General features: G+C 68.4%; 21 protein-coding genes. 10 read left to right on the top strand and 11 right to left on the bottom strand.

Annotated features, from left to right (window positions below):
• Positions 1-178: 178 nt before the first annotated feature.
• A complete protein-coding gene (locus C8258_RS16520; protein ID WP_255420422.1) occupies positions 179-1,597 on the bottom strand; it encodes an NAD(P)H-quinone dehydrogenase in 1,419 nt (472 codons plus the stop codon).
• Positions 1,598-1,798: 201 nt separating this feature from the next.
• Here C8258_RS16520 and C8258_RS16525 point away from each other — a divergent pair, with 201 nt between their 5' ends.
• Complete coding sequence (locus C8258_RS16525; protein ID WP_039776727.1) at positions 1,799-2,281, top strand: gamma-glutamylcyclotransferase; 483 nt, start codon at positions 1,799-1,801, stop codon at positions 2,279-2,281.
• Between the two features lie 52 nt (positions 2,282-2,333).
• Here the strand turns inward: C8258_RS16525 and C8258_RS16530 are convergent, their stop codons facing one another.
• From C8258_RS16530 to C8258_RS16545, 4 genes are all read right to left on the bottom strand, one after another.
• A complete protein-coding gene (locus tag C8258_RS16530) occupies positions 2,334-3,497 on the bottom strand; it encodes a M20 family metallopeptidase (protein ID WP_106955988.1) in 1,164 nt (387 codons plus the stop codon).
• A gap of 218 nt (positions 3,498-3,715) precedes the next feature.
• Positions 3,716-4,891: a M20 family metallopeptidase gene (locus tag C8258_RS16535; RefSeq protein ID WP_106955989.1), complete on the bottom strand. Its 1,176-nt coding sequence runs from the start codon at positions 4,889-4,891 to the stop codon at positions 3,716-3,718.
• A gap of 204 nt (positions 4,892-5,095) precedes the next feature.
• On the bottom strand, positions 5,096-5,797 hold the full coding sequence (locus tag C8258_RS16540) for an enoyl-CoA hydratase-related protein (protein ID WP_106955929.1): 702 nt from the start codon (positions 5,795-5,797) through the stop codon (positions 5,096-5,098).
• 88 nt (positions 5,798-5,885) lie between these two features.
• Positions 5,886-6,794 carry a ribonuclease Z gene (locus C8258_RS16545; RefSeq protein ID WP_106955930.1) on the bottom strand — a complete coding sequence of 303 codons (909 nt, stop codon included), beginning with the start codon at positions 6,792-6,794 and terminating at the stop codon, positions 5,886-5,888.
• 101 nt (positions 6,795-6,895) lie between these two features.
• On the opposite strand from C8258_RS16545, the gene C8258_RS16550 reads away from it, so the two are divergent.
• Positions 6,896-7,675 carry a purine-nucleoside phosphorylase gene (locus C8258_RS16550; protein ID WP_106955931.1) on the top strand — a complete coding sequence of 260 codons (780 nt, stop codon included), beginning with the start codon at positions 6,896-6,898 and terminating at the stop codon, positions 7,673-7,675.
• A gap of 9 nt (positions 7,676-7,684) precedes the next feature.
• A complete protein-coding gene (locus tag C8258_RS16555; protein ID WP_106955932.1) occupies positions 7,685-9,301 on the top strand; it encodes a phospho-sugar mutase in 1,617 nt (538 codons plus the stop codon).
• A 26-nt stretch (positions 9,302-9,327) separates the two neighbouring features.
• On the opposite strand, the gene upp is transcribed toward C8258_RS16555, so the two are convergent.
• Positions 9,328-9,957: a uracil phosphoribosyltransferase gene (gene upp, locus C8258_RS16560; protein WP_036498402.1), complete on the bottom strand. Its 630-nt coding sequence runs from the start codon at positions 9,955-9,957 to the stop codon at positions 9,328-9,330.
• Between the two features lie 146 nt (positions 9,958-10,103).
• Between upp and C8258_RS16565 the strand changes: the two genes are divergently transcribed.
• The 5 genes from C8258_RS16565 to C8258_RS16585 are packed head-to-tail and all read left to right on the top strand — an operon-like array spanning position 10,104 to position 13,552.
• The gene (locus C8258_RS16565) at positions 10,104-10,424 is read left to right on the top strand and encodes a type VII secretion target (RefSeq protein WP_036498448.1); all 321 of its coding nucleotides are present in this window, start codon (positions 10,104-10,106) and stop codon (positions 10,422-10,424) included.
• The gene (locus C8258_RS16570) at positions 10,421-11,563 is read left to right on the top strand and encodes an NlpC/P60 family protein (protein ID WP_106955933.1); all 1,143 of its coding nucleotides are present in this window, start codon (positions 10,421-10,423) and stop codon (positions 11,561-11,563) included. Before C8258_RS16565 ends, C8258_RS16570 begins: the two co-directional genes overlap by 4 nt.
• Positions 11,560-11,907 carry a hypothetical protein gene (locus tag C8258_RS16575; protein ID WP_036498400.1) on the top strand — a complete coding sequence of 116 codons (348 nt, stop codon included), beginning with the start codon at positions 11,560-11,562 and terminating at the stop codon, positions 11,905-11,907. Before C8258_RS16570 ends, C8258_RS16575 begins: the two co-directional genes overlap by 4 nt.
• Before the next feature lie 16 nt (positions 11,908-11,923).
• Entirely contained in the window at positions 11,924-12,256 is a 333-nt protein-coding gene (locus tag C8258_RS16580; protein ID WP_030513580.1) for a YbaB/EbfC family nucleoid-associated protein, read from the top strand.
• Between the two features lie 33 nt (positions 12,257-12,289).
• Positions 12,290-13,552: a primosomal protein gene (locus C8258_RS16585; protein WP_106955934.1), complete on the top strand. Its 1,263-nt coding sequence runs from the start codon at positions 12,290-12,292 to the stop codon at positions 13,550-13,552.
• 21 nt (positions 13,553-13,573) lie between these two features.
• Here C8258_RS16585 and C8258_RS16590 read toward each other — a convergent pair whose 3' ends face one another.
• From C8258_RS16590 to C8258_RS16615, 5 genes are all read right to left on the bottom strand, one after another.
• The gene (locus tag C8258_RS16590; protein ID WP_036498398.1) at positions 13,574-14,668 is read right to left on the bottom strand and encodes an adenosine deaminase; all 1,095 of its coding nucleotides are present in this window, start codon (positions 14,666-14,668) and stop codon (positions 13,574-13,576) included.
• A gap of 110 nt (positions 14,669-14,778) precedes the next feature.
• Entirely contained in the window at positions 14,779-15,282 is a 504-nt protein-coding gene (locus C8258_RS16595; protein WP_106955935.1) for a DMT family transporter, read from the bottom strand.
• Complete coding sequence (locus C8258_RS16600; RefSeq protein WP_158271266.1) at positions 15,279-15,803, bottom strand: DMT family transporter; 525 nt, start codon at positions 15,801-15,803, stop codon at positions 15,279-15,281. Before C8258_RS16600 ends, C8258_RS16595 begins: the two co-directional genes overlap by 4 nt.
• A 147-nt stretch (positions 15,804-15,950) precedes the next feature.
• Positions 15,951-17,237, bottom strand: coding sequence for a thymidine phosphorylase (locus C8258_RS16610; protein WP_106955937.1), 1,287 nt, complete (start codon positions 17,235-17,237; stop codon positions 15,951-15,953).
• 44 nt (positions 17,238-17,281) lie between these two features.
• A complete protein-coding gene (locus C8258_RS16615) occupies positions 17,282-17,683 on the bottom strand; it encodes a cytidine deaminase (protein WP_106955938.1) in 402 nt (133 codons plus the stop codon).
• Positions 17,684-18,012: 329 nt separating this feature from the next.
• Between C8258_RS16615 and sdhC the strand changes: the two genes are divergently transcribed.
• A complete protein-coding gene (gene sdhC, locus C8258_RS16620; protein ID WP_051024341.1) occupies positions 18,013-18,414 on the top strand; it encodes a succinate dehydrogenase, cytochrome b556 subunit in 402 nt (133 codons plus the stop codon).
• Position 18,415: 1 nt separating this feature from the next.
• Positions 18,416-18,847: a succinate dehydrogenase hydrophobic membrane anchor subunit gene (locus C8258_RS16625; protein ID WP_030513572.1), complete on the top strand. Its 432-nt coding sequence runs from the start codon at positions 18,416-18,418 to the stop codon at positions 18,845-18,847.
• Positions 18,848-18,859 lie beyond the last annotated feature (12 nt).

Consider the following 18,859-nt stretch of genomic DNA (forward strand, 5'->3'; position numbering starts at 1 on the left):
GGGAAAGATTGCATTCCCCCCGCCACGTGAACCTGCCAGCCGACCACCACTGACATCTCTGCCGGAAGTGAACCACACGAACAAGTTTCAGGCAACCGGTGCTACCCGGCTGTGGGAAGCCGCACTCGGTCCGGCAAAAGATCAAGCGCGGCAGCGCATTTGAAACAGCCGCCGCCCACTAGTCCAGATCGTCGTGACGCATCAACTGGCGCGCCGCCTCGGTGACCGATCCCGACAGCGACGGGTACACCGAGAACGTCTGGGCCAGGTCGTTCACCGTCAGATTGTTCTGGACCGCGATCGCGATCGGCAGGATGAGTTCGGAGGCGATCGGCGCGACCACCACGCCACCGATCACCACACCGGTGGCCGGCCGGCAGAAGATCTTCACGAAGCCGCGGCGCAGGCCCGACATCTTGGCGCGCGGATTGGTGTTGAGCGGCAGCATCACCGTGCGCGCGGGCACCTCACCGTTGTCGATCGCGGTCTGGCTGACACCGACCGTGGCGATCTCGGGCCGGGTGAAGACGGCGGAGGCCACCGTCTTCAACCGGATCGGCTGCACTCCCTCGCCGAGCGCGTGATACATCGCGATCCGGCCCTGCATCGCCGCGACCGAGGCCAGCGGCAGCAGCCCGGTGCAGTCACCGGCGGCGTAGATCCCGGTCGCCGCCGTCCGCGAGACGCGGTCGACACGCAGATAACCGCCGCGGTCGAGTTCGACGCCGATGCGCTCGAGGCCCAGATCCTGGGTGTTGGGCGTGGAACCGACCGTCATCAGGGCGTGGGAGCCCGTGACCGTTCGGCCGTCGGACAGTTTGACCACGATCCCGTCCGCGGTCCGCTCGACGGCGTCGGCACGGGCCTGTTTGACGAGCTCCACCCCGCGTTCGGCCAGGGCGTCCTCCAGGACCAGCGCGGCGTCGGCGTCCTCCCCCGGCATCATCCGGTCGCGGCTGGAGACCAATTTCACCTGCACGCCCATCTCGGTGTACGCCGAGACGAATTCCGCGCCGGTCACACCCGAGCCGACGACGACGAGCGTTTCCGGCAGCTCCTTCAGGTCGTAGAGCTGACGCCAGGTGAGGATGCGTTCCCCGTCGGGTTCGGCGCCGCGCAGCACCCGCGGGCTGGCGCCGGTGGCGATCAGGACGATCTCGGCCTCCATCACCCGTTCGGTGCCGTCGGCGAGCGTCGCGCGCACCAGATGCGTGGCCAGACCGGCGATCTGGTCGATCAGCTGACCGCGGCCGTTGAGGATGGTGACCCCGGCGGCCTGCAGTTTGGAGCGGATATCGGACGACTGCGCCTGCGCCAGCGCCTTCACCCGGGAGTTCACCTCCGACAGCCGCACCTGCGCCTGCGCCACATGCAGCGTGATACCCAGATCACGCGCGCGGCGCAGGTCGGTGCGCACACCGGTCGAAGCGATGAAGGTCTTGGACGGGACGCAGTCCCACAGCACGCATGCGCCACCGATACCGTCGGAGTCGATCACGGTGACCGTGGCTCCGTGCTGAGCTGCCACCAACGCCGCCTCGTAGCCGGCGGGGCCGCCCCCGATGATTGCAATGCGGGCCATGTGTACCTCCGCTATCGAGCCGTGCGGCCGGGATCTCCGGCACTGCAGTCAACGTTATCGGTCCTGCTCCTCATCGTTTTGACCGCGTCAGGGGTGACGTTGCGCGTGTCACCCACCGGTAATTCTCCGGACATCCGCCCGCCTCGCCGGAGACAGGCACGGCCCGAACCCGGCCGGATCGAAACAAGCGGTCCCTACATTCGATACTCTTGCCAGGTGCCGATATACGCCGCCTACGGATCCAATATGGACCCGGAGCAGATGCTCAAGCGCTGTCCGCACTCCCCCGTCTACGGAACGGGCTGGCTGGAAGGGTGGCGCCTGACCTTCGCCGGCGACGACATCGGCTGGGAAGGCCCGCTCGCGACGGTGGTCGAGGATCCGGGCTCCCGGGTGTTCGTCGTGCTGTACGACGTCTCCGCCGAGGACGAGCAGAGCCTCGACCGGTGGGAGGGTTCGGATTTCGGTATCCACAAGAAGATCCGGCTCCGGGTCTCGCCCAATTCGGGGACGGGTACCCAGCCGGTGCTGGCGTGGTTGTACGTGCTGGACGCCTACGAGGGCGGGCTGCCCTCCGCCCGCTACATCGGTGTGATCGCCGACGCGGCCGAAAAGGCCGGGGCTCCGGCCGATTACGTCCACGCGCTGCGCACCCGCAACAGCCGCAACGTGGGCCCGGGGACCTTCGGCTCGATGTAGCCGGGACGGAGCCGGACAGCCCGCCGGGTTCGCCACCCGACGGGCCGTGCGATCAGCGTGCCTGCAGGACCAGATTGGTCATCACGCGCACGCCGGCCGCCAGCGCGCGCTCGTCGATGTCGAAGGTCGGCTGGTGGATGTCCAGTTGCGGGCCCTCGCCCGACCACACGCCCAGCCGCCCCATGGCACCCGGAACCTCCTCGAGGTACCAGGAGAAGTCCTCGCCACCGCCGGACTGCGGAGTATCCGACAGCGCGTCCGGACCCAGACCGAGAATCGCGTCCTCGAACATCCGGGTGGAGAATTCGTCGTTGACCACCGGCGGCACACCACGCTTGTAGTTCAGCTGGTACCGCACCCCGGTCGGGGCGAGCAGCCCGTCGACGATCTCGCGGACCATCGGCTCGAGCAGCGACCAGGTGGCGTGGTCACCGGTGCGCACGGTCCCGGTCAGCATGCCGGTCTGCGGAATCGCGTTGGGCGCCTTACCCGCCGATACCGCACCCCACACCATCACCGTGCTGGTCCGCGGATCGATGCGGCGGCTCAGCAGACCCGGCAGGCCGGTGATGACAGTGCCGATGGCGTAGACCAGATCGCTGGTCAGATGCGGCCGGGAGGTGTGCCCGCCCGGCGAGTCCAGCACCAGTTCCACGGTGTCGGCGGCCGAGGTGATGGCGCCGACCCGCACCCCGATCCGCCCGACCTCGAGCCGGGGATCGCAGTGCAGCGCGAAGACCCGCGAGACGTCGTCCATCGCACCGGCGGCGACCATGTCGATGGCACCGCCGGGCATGACCTCCTCGGCGTGCTGGAAGACCAGCCGGACGCCGACCGGAAGGTCGCCGATCTCGGTGAGGGCCAGGGCGGTGCCGAGCAGGATCGAGGTGTGCGCGTCGTGACCACAGGCGTGGGAGACGCCGGGAACGGTCGAGGCGAACGGCCGCCCGGTGTACTCCTGCAGCGGCAGCGCATCCATATCGGCGCGCAGCGCCAGGCGCGGACCGGCCGGGCCGATATCGCAGATCAGGCCGGTGCCGGTGGGCAGTTTGCGCGGTTCCAGACCGGCCTTGACCAGCCAGGATTCGACGAATTCGGTGGTGCCGTGCTCGGCGCGGGACAGTTCCGGATTGGTGTGGATGTGGCGGCGCCAGCCGATCAGATCGTCACCGTGCTCGCTCAGCCACGCCTCGACCGCGGCCTGTCCGGCCGTGATCTCCGCCTGCCGACCGGTCGCGAGTCCGGTGTGTCGACAGGTTCCGGCCTCCGGGCCCACCGCCTTGCTCTGCAGGGCGGAACCGGCAGTCTTGCGGCCCGCCGCCGCGGAAGGGCGCGAACCGGTCGCGGAGTCGTCCTCCGAACCGGTCGCGTCATCGTCGCGACCCGCCGCGGCGTCTCCCTCGCGGCCCGCCGGTGATGACCGGCCGATCGTGCTCACCGAATTTCCTCCTGTCGCTGAATACTGCGCTCCAACAACCTGTCCCTGTGTAGTTGATCGCCCGCAACCTGGATTGCGGTACGGGCCAGTGCCCGCGCCCCGTCGGTCACCGCGAGATCGGCCGACGGCGTCACACAGGCCGCGGCGAACTCCCGCTGGTGTGTCACCGCCCCGTTGGCCTCGATGCCGATAACCGGGTGGATGCCGGGAATGACGTTGGTGACATTGCCCATATCGGTACTGCCCAGCGGCCGTGCTGCCTCGAGTTCCGGCGCGAGCGGCATGCGACCCATACCGACGATCTGCTCGCGGTAAGCACACAGTAGTGCGGAATCCGGCGTGAGCTCGGTATATGTGGGCGCCAGCGCACGGATTTCATGGGTGCATCCGGTTGCCAGCGCTCCCGCCTCGAAGCAGGCCGAGGCGCGCTGCAGCAGATCGTCGAGGGACGCGGAATTGTCTGCCCGCAGGTAATACAACAGTTCCGCATGGCCGGGCACGATATTCGGGGCAACACCGCCCGACTCGACTATACCGTGCAGTTGCTGGCCGGGGCGCAGATGCTGACGCAGCAGACCCAGCGCGACCTGCGCGACGGTGGCGGCGTCCCCGGCGTTGCGGCCGTACTCCGGCGCGGCGCTGGCATGTGCTTCGCGGCCGTGGAAGGACACCGACAGATCGGCCAGGGCCAGCGACCGCGCACCTACGATGTCCAGCGGACCCGGATGCACCATCAGGGCCATCGCGACCCCGTCGAAGACGCCGCGCTCGAGCATCAGCACCTTGCCGCCGCCGCTCTCCTCGGCCGGCGTGCCGAACACCTTCACGGTGAGACCGCACCGATCGGCCACCTCGGCCAGGGCCAGCCCCGCACCCACCGCGGCCGCGGCGATGATGTTGTGGCCGCAGGCGTGACCGATCTCGGGCAGCGCGTCGTATTCGGCGCAGATGCCCACCACCAGCTCGCCGCTGCCGAAGGTGGCCTCGAAGGCGGTGTCCAGGTCCGCGACCGGCATCTCGATCGCGAACCCGCGCTCGCGCAGCGGGGCCAGTGTCTTGGCCACACTGCGGTGCTCGGCGAATGCCAGCTCGGGTTCGGCGTGGATGGAATGCGAGAGGGCGATCAGTTCCGATTCGGCCGCCGTGACGGCGGCATCGGCGGCGGCGAGCAGGGCCGGGTCCGCCGGGTCCACCGAGGCTTCGGCCTCGTCGGCACGGAAAGTATCGGCGTCGGCACGGGGGTCGTCGGCGGGGGCGCAACCGGATGCCGCGGGCCGGTGCGCCGACCGGTCCGTGCGACTCCAGCTGCGTTCGTCCCCGCTGCGTGGCATGGCACACAGTCTCGCACTGTGCGCCACGCGATGATCATCGGGTGTTCAGGAGCCGAACGCGAGATTTTCCGGTGTCGTCGGGGTGTTCAGGCCCGCGAGCGCCCGTCCGTGCAGCGCACGCTTGATAACCGGCAGATTCGGCTTGCGATTGCCGGTCAGTGCCGCGGCCCGCGCGACCGCCGCGGCCAGCACACCGTCGGCCTCGGCCGCCTCGTCGACGATGCCCGCGGCGATCGCGTCGGCGGCGCTGTAGCGGCGGCCGGTGGTCATCGCCTCGAGCGCCACCTGATTGGTCAGCCGCTCGGTGACGAGCGCGTTCATCGCCACCGTGAACGGCATTCCCAGGTGGACCTCGGGCAGGCACCAGTATCCGCGATCCGAGCGCATCACCCGGAAGTCGTGCGAGGTGGCCAGCATGGCGCCCGCGCCGAAGGCGTGCCCGTTCAACGCGGCGACGGTCGGCATTTCGAAGACCAGCAGCCGGCTGAAGACGGTGTGCACCCGGTCCAGGTACCAGTGCATCCTGTCCATGTTGCCGAACAGCCAGTCGGTGTCCAGGCCGTTGCTGAAGAATTTTCCGGTGGCCACCGTGACCAGCGCCGCCGGCCCCTCGGCAGCCTCGACCTCGTCCAGTTTCGCGTGGATGGCGTCGATCCAGTCGGGATGGAAGCGGTTCTCGCTGTCGGTCTGACCCTCGTTGCCGAGGTAGAGCACGAATACGTCCCCGTCACGGTCCAAGTACGGCATACGCAGAGAATATGCAGCTCCGAATGAACGCCCGCATCACACCCCCGGCCAAGTTACCGGCGAGTTGTGATCACCGCTGGTGCACGGGTCAGCGACGCGGCGGGAGCGGCACCCGCATCAGGTCCTCGGCGATCACCAGGTCCCCGTCGAAATACCGCTGCGCCTCGGCCCGGTGCCCGGCCAGATCGCCGTAGCGCTGCGAGAAATGGGTGAGCACGAGCGTTCGCACGCCTGCCTCCGCGGCCACGCGCGCCGCCTGCCCGGCGGTGAGGTGGCCGAAATCGTCGGCCAGTTGCGCCTCGGCCTCCAGGAAGGTCGCCTCGATGACGAGCATATCGGCGCCTTCGGCCAATTCCGTTATGCCCGAACACATTCGGGTGTCCATCACGAAGGCGAAGCGTTGCCCGGGCCGCGGAACCGACACCTCGTCCACGGTGACCCTGCGACCGTCGGGCAGCCGGACCGCGCCTTCGCGCTGCAGCGTCCCGACCAGCGGACCCGCCAGGCCGAATTCGGCGAGCCGCTCCGGCAGGATCCGATAGCTGTCGGGTTCGACGAGCCGATAGCCGAAGGTGTCGATGCGATGCGACAGCCGCACCGCCTCGAAGGTGAACGGCGCGTCCGGCAGCGGCACCGGGCCGTCCGCATCGATCGGATGCTCGCGCAGACCGGGAAAGTCTGGCACCACGCCGCGCAGATGTGTGAGCAGTTCCGCGCCCGATCCCGGGAAGCAGATGTCGACCGGATGGGTGACCTGGTCCAGATTGAGCCGCGCCAGCACCCCGGGCAGGCCGAGGCAGTGATCGCCGTGGAAATGGGTCACCCCGATCCGGGTGATGCCACTCGCCGAAACCCCCGCGAACAGCATCTGCCGCTGCGTCCCCTCGCCGGGGTCGAACAGCAGGCCGTCACCGTCCCAGCGCAACAGATAACCGTTGTGATTGCGCCGGCGGGTCGGCACCTGACTGGCCGTCCCGAGGACCACGAGTTCACGCACGGCACCATCCTGCCCTCGCCCCGCCAACCGCGCCCGGCGGCGGCACCCGTGTCCGGCCCGCGACGCGCACAACCGGCCCGTCGGCGCACTATCGTGGGCGCATGCTTGCCGAACAGGCCGCCGAGGCGATCGCCACACGTACGGGAGTCACGCATCATCGGGTCGCGGTGGTACTCGGATCCGGCTGGCAGTCCGCCGCCACCGAGATCGGAGCGCCGCGGGCATCGATTCCGATGACCGAACTGCCCGGCTTCGAACCGCCGACGGCCCAGGGGCACCAGGGCATCGTGCATTCGGTGCAGGTCGGCGAGGTGCCGGTGCTGCTGATGATGGGCCGCCAGCACCTCTACGAGGGTTACGAACCGCACCGGGTGGTGCACGCGGTCCACGCGGCGGCCGCGGCGGGTGCGGAAACGGTGATCCTCACCAACGCCGCGGGCGGTATTCGTCCGGGCCTGCGGGTCGGCGAGCCGGTACTGATCAGCGATCATCTCAATCTCACCGGGCGCACCCCGCTCACCGGCGCCGCGTTCGTGAACATGGTCGACGCCTGGGACCCCGAATTGCGCACGCTGGCAAGGGAAATCGACCCGTCGCTGACCGAGGGCGTCTACGCGGGCCTCAACGGTCCGCAGTACGAGACACCCGCCGAGATCCGCATGCTGGGCGGCATGGGCGCCGATCTGGTCGGCATGTCGACCGTGCTGGAGGCGATCGCGGCCCGGTCGCTGGGCCTGCGGCTGCTGGGCATTTCGCTGGTGACCAATCTGGCCGCGGGCGTGACCGGCGCGCCACTGTCGCATCAGGAGGTGCTCGCCGAAGGGCAGGCCGCCGCACCGAGATTGGGCAAACTGCTGCGCGGTGTGCTGGAACGGCTGTAGGCGGGCACCATGTTGCGATTCGGAACGGCAGGTCTGCGCGGCCCCCTGCAGGACGGGCCGGACGGGATGAATGTCGGCACGGTGGCGCGCGCGAGCGCCGGTGTGGCGGCCTGGCTTCGGGACCGCTGCCTGGGCGGCGGCCTGGTGATCGTCGGCCGCGACGCCCGCCACGGCTCCGCGGAGTTCGCCACTGTCACTGCGGAAGTGTTTGCGGCAGCGGGCTTTTCGGTGCTGCTGCTGCCACGCCCGCTGCCGACGCCGATCGTGGCGTTCGCGGTACGGGAGCTGGGGGCGGTGGCCGGCGTGCAGATCACCGCGTCCCACAACCCCGCCACGGACAACGGTTACAAGCTCTATCTGGATGGCGGCTCGCAGCTGATCCCGCCCGCCGACGCCGAGATCGAACGCTGCATCGATGCGGTCACCGAACCGATCGCGCGCACCGATCCGGCGACCGGCGCCCCCTCGCCGTCGATTCTGTCGCTGCCCGCCGATGCCGCCCGCGCCGACCTCGGCGAGGAACTCGTTCGCCGCTATCTGGCGCGAGCCGCCGCCGTGCCCGAGACGATCGGCGGCGCGCGGACGGTTCCGGTCCATGCGGACCACGCGGCACGCCACGCCGATGAACCCGACGGCGAGCGAATGACGCTGCGGCGCCCTGATATTCGTATCGCGCTGACGCCCATGCACGGCGTGGGCGGCGAGACGGCGGTGGCCGCGCTCGCCGCCGCCGGATTCCCGGACGTCCACGTGGTCGACGAGCAATTCACCCCCGATCCCGACTTCCCGACCGTGGCATTTCCGAATCCCGAAGAACCGGGCGCCGCGGATCTGCTGCTGGCTCTGGCGGAGAAGATCGAGGCGGACCTGGCCGTCGCACTCGACCCGGATGCCGATCGCTGCGCGATCGCGGTGCCCGGACCGGACGGGTGGCGCATGCTGCGCGGCGACGAAACAGGCGTCCTACTGGCCGATTACGTGCTGCGCACGGCGGCGCCGGACGCACTGGTCGCGACCACCGTCGTGTCGTCCCGGCTGCTCGGGAAGCTCGCGCCCGCACGCGGCGCTCGTTACGCCGAAACGCTCACGGGCTTCAAGTGGCTCGCCCGCGCCGGTGCGGGGCTCGTGTACGCCTACGAGGAGGCCATCGGCCACTGCGTCGACCCGGCCGCCGTGCGCGACAAGGACGGCATCACCGCCGCCGTCGCCGCCGCCGACCTCACCGCTCGGCTGCGGGAGCAGGGGCGTTCCCTGCTCGACGTCCTCGACGACTACGCCGTGGAGTTCGGCCTGCACGCCGGCGACCAGGTGTCGCTGCGACTGGCCGATCCGGCGGCCGCCGCGCGCGCCGTTGCCCGCCTGCGCGATACGCCGCCCGACGTCATCGCGGGCGTCCCCGTCACCTGCACCGATCTGTCGACGGTTCGCGGCCGGATGCGGACCGACGCCTTGGTCTTCGAGGGCGAGGGGCAGCGCATCGTCGTCCGTCCCTCGGGTACCGAGCCGAAACTCAAATGCTATCTGGAGGTCGTCGAACCGGTCCCCGACCGCGATGCACTGGCTCGATCGAAAGCGGTTGCAGCAGATCGACTCTCGACGATCCGTGACTTCTGCGAAAATTTGTGAGCCGCTGAGCCCAGCGGCGGGCGACCTCAGTCGTGGCGCGGACCGAATTGCCGGTCCCCGGCGTCGCCGAGGCCCGGCACGATGAAGGCGTCCGCATTGAGTCCGGAGTCGACCGCGGCGGTCACCAATCGCACCGGCAGGCCCGATTTCTCCAGCGCGGCAATACCTTCCGGGGCGGCGACGACGCAGACGGCGGTGATGTCGGTGGCGTTGCGGGCGCACAGCAGTTCCAGGGTGTGGCGCATGGATCCGCCGGTGGCCAGCATCGGATCGAGGACGAAGACCGGTAGGCCCGACAGATCCGCGGGCAGCGATTCCATGTACGGCACCGGACGATGGGTCTGCTCGTCGCGCGCCACGCCGACGAAACCCACACGGGATTCCGGAATCAGCGCACTGGCGGCGTCGACCATGCCGAGGCCGGCGCGCAACACCGGCACGAGCAGTGGTGGTTTCGCGAGCCGGGTGCCCCGGGTCGGCGCGACCGGGGTGTCGATGTCGAAGGTGTGCGTCGGGGCTTCCCGCAGTGCTTCGTAGACGAGGAATCCGGTCAGATCGGCCAGTGCCGCCCGGAAACCCGCGTTGGAGGTGCGGGCATCGCGCATGGCCGTCAGGAGGGTGGCCGTCAGCGGGTGTTCCACGATATGCGTACGCATGAGGGAACGATAAGGTCTGTCGGGCTTCGAATTCGCCAACCGAGGGCGGATTTCCGCAACCGGAGTGGGAACCGTTGCGCAGGAGCATGCGTCGAACTACTCGGATGACGTAATCTGCCACCAGACCAGCACGATGGGGGATGTTGATGCACAAGATCTCGGTCGACACCGAGGGCGTCGCCGCCTACGGTGCCACAGCCGCGGGACTGGCCGGTGAAATGGGTGTTGCCGCGGCGGGCGCCGCCGGGGCCGACCCGCTCCTGCTCGGCCCGATCTTCGGACTGGTGGGGGGCGATTTCGTCGCTGCCTATGCCGCTGCCCATGCCGGGCATGTCGCGGGGATCGGCGAATTGTCCGCGGTGATGGGCAGCGTGGGGGCCGCCGCGACGGGCGCCGCCGCCACCTACTCCGAAACCGACGCCGCCCACGCCGCCGCACTGCGCGCCGCGGAAGGCCCGATCGGATGACGGGCGTCATCGATCTCGACGCACTCGCCCAACCACTCATCGATCTGCTCACCAGCTTCGGCTCCGGTGTGCTGCCGGCCGGCGGCCCGGCCGACGCGCTGCGTCAGGTGTCCACCCACCTCGACGGAATCCACCAGGCCGGCAGCGCGAGCATCAATCAGATGACCAACGCCTGGAACGGCGGTGGTGGCGACGCCGCGATGGACAAGGCGCTCAAGGTGCAGACCTCGGCGGCCACGATGTCGGATCGCGGCAACGATATGGCCGACGTGGTCAGCCAGGCCGCCGCCACGGTGCAGACGGGGCAGAAGGAACTCGACGGAATCGTCCAGTCGTTCGTGCAGTCGGTGACGGCGCTGGGGCCCGCGCTGACGACTCCTCCGGGACTGATCACCGTGGTCAACTCCGCGATCGACCATTTCGGCCAGGCTCTGAGTGTGGTCGGCCGGGTGCGGTCGGACCTCGACACGCACACCACCTCGATGACCGAACTGACCCCGCCCCCGCCGACGCCGTCCATGGCGGGTACCCCGGTGGCCGCGGCCTCGGTCGCCGCGCCCGCGCTGAGCACCGGCGCGCAGACGGCCAGTTCACTGCTCGGCGGGCTGGTGTCGAGCGGCGGTTCGATGATGAGCAGCATGACCACCCCGGCCTCGGCGGCGACGCAGTCGCGATCGAGCTCGGGCGCGACGAAAACTCCCGGAGCCCAGCAGTCCGGAGCCGACAAGCCCGGCCGCCACGGCGGCGTCATGATCACGCTGCCCGACGGCAGCCAGGTCGAGGCGCCCAATCAGAAGGCCGCCACGGCGGTCAAGGCGGCGATCAGCGCCTGCGGCACGCCGTACGTCTGGGGCGGCAACACCCCCGGGGCCGGGCTCGATTGCAGCGGCCTGACCAAGTGGGCCTACGGCGAGGCCGGCGTCGACCTGCCCCGCCTCGCCTGCGATCAGAGCGCCGGCGCGACACCGGTGAGCCCGGGCGATGTCATGCCGGGCGATCTGGCCATCTGGGACGGTCACGTCGCGATGGTCGTCGGTAACGGACAGATGGTCGAGGCCGGTGATCCGGTGCAGATCGACTCGATTCGAACGGAGAACATGGGAATGGCGTTCCACGGGTTCTACAGGCCGACGTCATGAGCCAGCCGCAGCAGCAGATCCCGAGCGTCACGGTCGCCGCCAGCACCAATCGCGCCGGCACCATCAGCGTGCGGGCCACCGATCAGGGCATTCCGGTGGAGATCAAATTCGAGCGCAGTGAATACCGTTACGGCGCACAGGCTTTGGCCGCGGAGATCCTGCGGCTGACCAAGCGGTCGGCGATCGTCGCCAAGGCCCGCCGGCGCGAACTGCTCGCGGAATCCGGCATGCCCACCGAGATCCTGGACAAACTGGGCCTGCCCACCCGCCAGGAAGCCGTCGACGAACTCGATCGCATGGACGACGAAGACACCGGACCCACCAGCTGGATGAGGCCCGTATGAGCGGAAAGGACGCCTTGTGAGCGCGGAAATGGATGCCCTCGTCGCCGCGGCGACGAATAAACTCGAGGCCCTCGAGGCCGCGCTCTACAACCTCAAGAACGTGCGCGGTCGTTTCACCGCCGAGGACGGTTCGGTGAGCGTCGAGGTCGACAGCGACGGCGCCCTGGTGGGCCTGGATCTGTCCGAGGCCGTCACCTCGCATTCTCCGGCCGAGGTGGGCCAGTTGATCATCTGGGCGTGCCAGCAAGCTGCGCAGAATGCGGGAGAGCAGCGCTCCGAGGTGGTCGCCACCCTGAATTCCGCCTTCACCGCACCCGAATCGGGAAACGTTGGGGGGCGGGCCGAATAGTGTCGAAGGCAACGGCTCGATAGGCTTCCGTTCATGGCTTCTGGAGACATCGTCCCGATCGAGCTCGGTCTCACCGACGGCGATCTGGTCACCCTGTGGGCACCGCGCTGGCGAGACGGTGACGACGAGTGGGAGGCATTCCTCGGTCACGAGGACGAGCTCTACGGATTCGACTCCCCCGCGGAGCTCGCCGCGTTCATCCGGACCAACGACGACAACGATCTGGTGGACCATCCGTCCTGGAAGGTCGTCGTCGGCTTGTCCGCCGCCGAGCTGGAGCCCCAGGAGGAGCACGTCTTCGATCTGGTCGGCGTCCCGGAGCTCGCGGCCGGTGAACCCGACCCGGAGACCATCGCCGAACTGGAAGAAACCCTCGAGATGGTCCGCACCATCGGCGAGGTGTGCGAACTCGAGGTGGTCACCAAGTTCTTCGGCTCGCACCCCGTCCTCGGCGCACTGCCGGCGGGAGTGACCGCGTTCGTGGGCCGCGACGGCGAACAGCTGTGGGATCAGGTCGGCAACGCGATCGCCAAGGACTGGGATCAGGTCGTCGACGCCATCGATTCGGTGGTGGCCTCGCCCGAGGTCGATGCCGAAGCGCTGGCCGTGGCCGAGGCTGAACTGCTGGCCGCCGAGGAGAACGTCGTCGATGCCGAGGACGTCGCCGACACCGACGACGACGACATCGAACCGGTCGACCTCGACGAGGACGAGGACACCGACGAGGAAGACGACGAGGACGAAGAGGAGACCTTCTGGCACGAGGTCGGCATCGACCCGGTCAAGATCGTCACCTCCGAGGGCGAATTCTTCACCCTGCGTTGCTATCTGGACGACGAGCCGGTGTTCCTCGGCGCCAACGGCACCATCACCGTCTTCCCCTCCGAACGCGCGCTGGCCCGCTACCTGGCCGACGATCACGACCACGATCTGGCGCGGGTCAGCACCTACGGTGCGGTTCGCACGGCGGCGGTCGACGGATCGCTCGAGGTCGAGGTCACCGAGGAGAACGTCTACGTGCTGCCGGGGCTGGCCGACGATCTGGGGCAGGGCCCCAAGTCGGTCGACATCGATCAGCTCGATCTGGCGGTCGAATTGTTCACCGACGCAGCCGATTACGTCGGCGACGACTCGGTCGAGCAGGCGCTGGCGAAGTCGACGCCGCTGGGCTGGTACGTCTCCTACCTGCTGGAGCCGGACCCGACCCGGCTGGCGCCGAGTCCGCCGTTCACCGCCGAGGCCGAGAGCTGGCGGGCCCTGGAGCAGGCCTTCGAGAACCGGCTGGAGAAGGGCTAGCCGGCTCCCGAGGCGCAGTCGTCATCCGATCAGCACGGCGTAACCGGGCTTGATCACCTCGTCGATGATGCGCAGCCGGTCCGGGAACGGGATGAACGCCGACTTCATGGCGTTGATGGTGAACCGTTCCAGATCGCTCCAGCCGTAGCCGAAGGTTTCCACCAGCTTCAACATCTCGCGGCTCATGTCGGTATCGCTCATGAGCCGGTTGTCGGTGTTGACCGTGACCCGGAACCGCAACCGGGCCAGCAGGTCGAACGGATGCTTGTCCAGAGCCGGTACCGCACCGGTCTGCACATTCGACGAGGGGCACAGCTCGAGCGGAATCCGCTTGTCACGCACGTAATTGGCCACCAGCCCGAGAGTGGGTTCGGCGCCGTCGCTGTCGAAGATGTCGTCGGTGATCCGCACCCCGTGCCCGAGCCGATCGCAGCCGCAGAACGCCAGCGCCTCGTGGATCGACGGCAGTCCGAACGCCTCCCCGGCGTGAATGGTGAACTGCGCGCAATTGGCCCGCATGTATTCGAAGGCGTCCAAATGCCGCGAGGGCGGATACCCCGCCTCGGCGCCGGCGATGTCGAATCCGCCGACGCCGCGGTCCCGGAAGCGCACCGTCAGTTCGGCGATCTCACGGGAGCGGGCGGCGTGACGCATCGCGGTGAGCAGGCAGGTCACCCGGATCGGAGTGCCGGCTTCGGCGGCCAGCCGCTCCCCCTCGTGGAACCCGGCCAGCGTGTGCTCGACGACCTCGTCGAGGGTGAGGTCGCGTTCGAGATGCTGTTCGGGCGCGAAGCGGACCTCGGCGTACACCACGCCGTCGGCGGCCAGATCCAGCGCGCATTCGCGGGCCACTCGCCGCAGCCCCTCCGGCGTCTGCATCACCGCCACCGTGTGGGCGAAGGTCTCGAGGTAGCGCTCGAGCGATCCGCTGTCGGCCGCTTCGCGGAACCAGTGCGCCAGCGCCTCCGCGTCGGTGGCGGGTAGCTGGTCGTATCCGCAATCCTCGGCCAGTTCCAGCACGGTCGCGGGACGCAGGCCACCGTCGAGATGGTCGTGCAGCACGGCCTTGGGGGCCTGGCGGATCGAGGCGAGAGTCAAAGGCATCGGTCCAGTCATGTAACGACGCTATCCGCATTCGCGGGCCCGCGCAGGCAACTTGCGCCGGTGTGCATCTACCCGCCGGGCTGTCGTTGCCCGATGGTCGCCCGCGCGTAGCCGGACCCGGCTCAGTACTTCGCCATCAGATAGGCGCCCACGACGATCAGCGCACAGCCCGCCAGTCGTTGCGCGCTGACCGGACGGCGCGGGAAACCCATGACACCGAAGTGGTCCATGACCACGGCGAGCAGCATCTGACCGGCGATGATCAGGGCATTGAACGTGCTCACCCCGACGCTGGAGGCCACGGTGATCATCGCGAAGATGGCGGCGCCGCCGGTGAGCCCTCCGAAGGGAGCCCACCGTGGCATCGTCTTCAGATCCGCCCGGGACGGCCACGGCTGCCGCGGTGAAATCGCCAGTGTCACAGCGAATATCGCGCCGACACCGGCGAGCGCCACCGCGTAGGAAATCACGCCGCACAGAAAGACGTTGTGCAGGGCGAGTTTCAGTGAGTTCTGGCATCCGGCCTCGACCGAGCGCAGGGCGCCGCCGACGAGCATCAGGACGAAGACGAGAATCATCGCCCCGCGGCCGAGCGTCGCAGGCCGGACTGTGGTGCGGGCGGTCATCGCGCCGCCTCCCCCGCCGGCACGAATTCGGGTTGCCGGGGCTCGGCCTCACGGGAATCGCCGGCCATGAGATAGACGGCGACGGCGATCAGCGCGGCCGCCAGCAGCCGCGGCGGGGTCGCGTGCCGTTCGGCGAAACCCATCGCACCCACATCGTCCATCACCAGCGCGACCAGCATTTCGGCCACGATGACCACGGCGTTGAAGGTGGCGACACCGACATATTTGGCCACGGTGATCATGCCGAGTACCGCGACACCGCCGATCAGCCCACCGAACGGCGCCCACCAGGGCATTCGTTCCACGTCGGCCCATGTCGGCCACGGCGAGTGCGAGACCACGGTCGAGATCACGAGGAAGACGGAGAATCCGGCCAGCGCGACGGCGTAGGACACCACCGCGCACAGCCACATGTTCTTCAGATGGAATTTCTGCGTGTTCTGGCAGCCGACCTCGACGGACCGTAATCCGCCGGCGGCCAGGATGAACACGAAGATGAGTCCGAGAGCGACAGCACCCACGAGCACACGTCCTTCGCTAGGCAATCGAATGCCGTCCGCACGCAGGCGGTGCTACCAGCCGGATTCTGCGGTCGTGCGAGCACAGAATAGCAACCCAGACGACGTGCCGTTAGTTATTGGCACAATAGACAGGTCATCGATACCGGCTCAGAGCCCGATCCGGCCGAGGATCAGCGGATGCGCGACCGGCGCGACCGGCCCGATGTCGAATCCCGCCCGCAGTGCTGCGATCGCCGCGGGAACGGCCGCTTCGGAATCGGTGTGCAGCGTGAACAGCGGCTTCCCGGCCGTCACCGAATCACCTGGCTTGCAATGCATTTCGATGCCCGCGCCGAACTGGACGGGATCGCCCTGACGCGCGCGTCCGGCGCCGAGCCGCCAGGCGGCGAGGCCGACCGCCATCGCATCCAGCCGGGTGAGGACGCCCGACTCCTGCGCCACCAGGGTTTCGGTATGCAGCGCCCGTGGCAGTGGCGCATCGGGATCGCCGCCCTGCGCCGCGATCATCGCCCGCCAGCGATCCATCGCGCGGCCGTCGGCCAGCGCATCGGCGGGGTCGACATCGTGAATTCCGGCCTGCGCCACCATTTCTCGCGCCAGGGCGACCGTCAGTTCGACGACATCCGCCGGGCCGCCCCCGGCCAGCACCTCCATCGCTTCGGCGACCTCGAGCGCATTCCCAGCCGCATGCCCGAGCGGAGTGTCCATCGCCGTCAGCAACGCGACCGTTCGCACCCCGGCGTCGGTGCCCAATTCGACCATGGCCGTGGCCAATTCGGTGGCGTCACGGAAGTTCTTCATGAACGCGCCGCTGCCGACCTTCACGTCCAGGACGAGTGCGCCGGTCCCCTCGGCGATCTTCTTGCTCATGATCGAACTGGCGATGAGCGGAACCGATTCCACCGTGCCGGTCACATCGCGCAGCGCGTACAAGCGCTTGTCGGCCGGCGCCAGATCGGCCCCGGCCGCGCAGATCACCGCGCCGATCTCCGGATCGGTGAGGATCGAGCGCATCCGCGCGGGGTCCAGATCGGCCCGCCAGCCCGGAATCGACTCCAGCTTGTCCAGAGTTCCGCCGGTATGACCCAGGCCGCGGCCCGACAACTGCGGGACCGCCGCCCCGCAGGCGGCCACGAGCGGCGCCAGCGGCAGGGTGATCTTGTCGCCGACCCCGCCCGTGGAGTGTTTATCGACGGTCGGCCGGGGCAGGTCCGTGAAATCCATCCGCCGGCCGGAGGCGATCATCGCGGCGGTCCACCGGTCGAGTTCGCGGCGGGTCATGCCGCGCAGCACGATCGCCATCGCCAGGGCCGACATCTGTTCGTCGGCGACCTCGCCACGGGTGAACGCGTCGACCACCCAGTCGATCTGCTCGTCGTCGAGTTCCGCACCGTCGCGCTTGGCCGCGATCACCGATACCGCCGTATGGGTCATGGCGAAAAGCCTTCCAGATCCCGTTCGGGGTGCGGAAATTCACATCATGTCCGGCCGGCGGCCAGATCGTCCGACCCGAAGGCGTCCGGCAGCAACCTCGCCAGCGGCACCGGGCCGTCGCGATGGTCGACCAGCAGTTCGGGCCCGCCATGCTCGTAGAGCACCTGCCGGCACCGTCCGCAGGGCATCAGGATTTCCCCGTGCGAATCACAGACCGCGATCGCCAGCAAACGGCCGCCGCCGGCAGAACAAAAGTTACCGACGAGTACAGTTTCGGCGCAGACGCCGAGCCCGTATGAGACATTTTCCACATTGCAACCGCTCACAATGGAACCGCCGGTCGTGAGAGCAGCGGCGCCGACCGGAAAGCCGGAGTACGGCGCATACGCATTACGCATTACTCGAAATGCGTTGCGACGCAGGGAATCCCAATCGATTTCCGGCATATCGGACCTCCGCTCGAATGGTTGATATGACAGCGTAGAAATGGCATCGAGACGCTGTCGAACATTCAGGCAAGGCAAACCTAACTCCCCGCTTGGAGGGTCAACGCACGGCACGCCGAATTAGTTCCGCGAATCGCCGGGGATTAGAGTTCTCCACAGATCGGTCCAGGTTTGGCAACGCACCGCCGGCCACCGCCTCCGGATGTCAGCGCCCGAGATGAGCTGGTGTTTCTCCAGATTCACATGCTCGGCGTATGCCGAAGCTGCGACCGGATCCGACTGCCGGCTCGCCGGCGTGTCCATCAACGACGTTGGAGGCACCGCACTCTATGACGACCACACTGGAAGCTCCGGCCCAGCCGAAGCGGAAGACCCTGTACCGCGGCGACCCGGGTATGTGGTCCTGGGCGATGCACCGGATCACCGGTGTCACGATCTTCTTCTTCCTGTTCGTCCACGTACTCGACACCGCTCTGGTGCGGGTCAGCCCGGACACCTACGACCGGGCCATCGAGACCTACAAGAACCCGGTCGTGGCCCTCATGGAGATGGGCCTGGTCGTCTGCGTGCTGTTCCACGCGCTCAACGGCGTCCGCGTCATCCTGGTGGACTTCTGGTCCAAGGGCCCCAAGTACCAGCGCCTGATGCTGTGGATCGTGCTCACCATCTGGGTTCTGGTCTCCGCCGCCGGCGTCGGCCGCCAGTTCTTCTACCTGCTGACGGAGCACTGATATGACCGCACCTGTTCTCGGCAAGTCCTACGACCGGCCCGCCAGCCTCGACTCGCCGCGCACCCCGCGCCGTTCCTCCGGCAACAACTTCGAGAAGTACGCGTGGCTGTTCATGCGCTTCTCCGGCCTGCTGCTGATCGTGCTGGTGCTGGGCCACATGACGATCATGCTGATGCTCGACGGCGGCGTGAAGCGGCTGAACTTCGGCTTCGTGGCCGGCCGCTGGGCCAGCCCGTTCTGGCAGTGCTGGGATCTGGCCATGCTGTGGCTGGCGCAGCTGCACGGTGGCAACGGCCTGCGCACGGTCATCGACGACTACTCCCGCAAGGACTCCACCCGCTTCTGGCTGAAGACCCTGCTGGCCGTCGCCATGATCCTGATCATGGGCGTGGGCACCTACGTCATCTTCACCTTCGACCCCAACATCAGTTAGGAACGCCTCCGC

The organism is Nocardia sp. MDA0666 (assembly GCF_003023875.1).
In the GTDB taxonomy this organism is placed as follows: domain Bacteria; phylum Actinomycetota; class Actinomycetes; order Mycobacteriales; family Mycobacteriaceae; genus Nocardia; species Nocardia aobensis.

Coding starts and splice junctions, on each gene's coding strand:
- C8258_RS16540 (WP_106955929.1), bottom strand. CDS start 5,797: ATGCCGTACTTGGACCGTGACGGGGACGTATTCGTGCTCTACCTCGGC.
- C8258_RS16550 (WP_106955931.1), top strand. CDS start 6,896: ATGCTTGCCGAACAGGCCGCCGAGGCGATCGCCACACGTACGGGAGTC.
- C8258_RS16555 (WP_106955932.1), top strand. CDS start 7,685: ATGTTGCGATTCGGAACGGCAGGTCTGCGCGGCCCCCTGCAGGACGGG.
- upp (WP_036498402.1), bottom strand. CDS start 9,957: ATGCGTACGCATATCGTGGAACACCCGCTGACGGCCACCCTCCTGACG.
- C8258_RS16565 (WP_036498448.1), top strand. CDS start 10,104: ATGCACAAGATCTCGGTCGACACCGAGGGCGTCGCCGCCTACGGTGCC.
- C8258_RS16570 (WP_106955933.1), top strand. CDS start 10,421: ATGACGGGCGTCATCGATCTCGACGCACTCGCCCAACCACTCATCGAT.
- C8258_RS16575 (WP_036498400.1), top strand. CDS start 11,560: ATGAGCCAGCCGCAGCAGCAGATCCCGAGCGTCACGGTCGCCGCCAGC.
- C8258_RS16585 (WP_106955934.1), top strand. CDS start 12,290: ATGGCTTCTGGAGACATCGTCCCGATCGAGCTCGGTCTCACCGACGGC.
- C8258_RS16590 (WP_036498398.1), bottom strand. CDS start 14,668: ATGACTGGACCGATGCCTTTGACTCTCGCCTCGATCCGCCAGGCCCCC.
- C8258_RS16595 (WP_106955935.1), bottom strand. CDS start 15,282: ATGACCGCCCGCACCACAGTCCGGCCTGCGACGCTCGGCCGCGGGGCG.
- C8258_RS16610 (WP_106955937.1), bottom strand. CDS start 17,237: ATGACCCATACGGCGGTATCGGTGATCGCGGCCAAGCGCGACGGTGCG.
- C8258_RS16615 (WP_106955938.1), bottom strand. CDS start 17,683: ATGCCGGAAATCGATTGGGATTCCCTGCGTCGCAACGCATTTCGAGTA.
- sdhC (WP_051024341.1), top strand. CDS start 18,013: ATGACGACCACACTGGAAGCTCCGGCCCAGCCGAAGCGGAAGACCCTG.
- C8258_RS16625 (WP_030513572.1), top strand. CDS start 18,416: ATGACCGCACCTGTTCTCGGCAAGTCCTACGACCGGCCCGCCAGCCTC.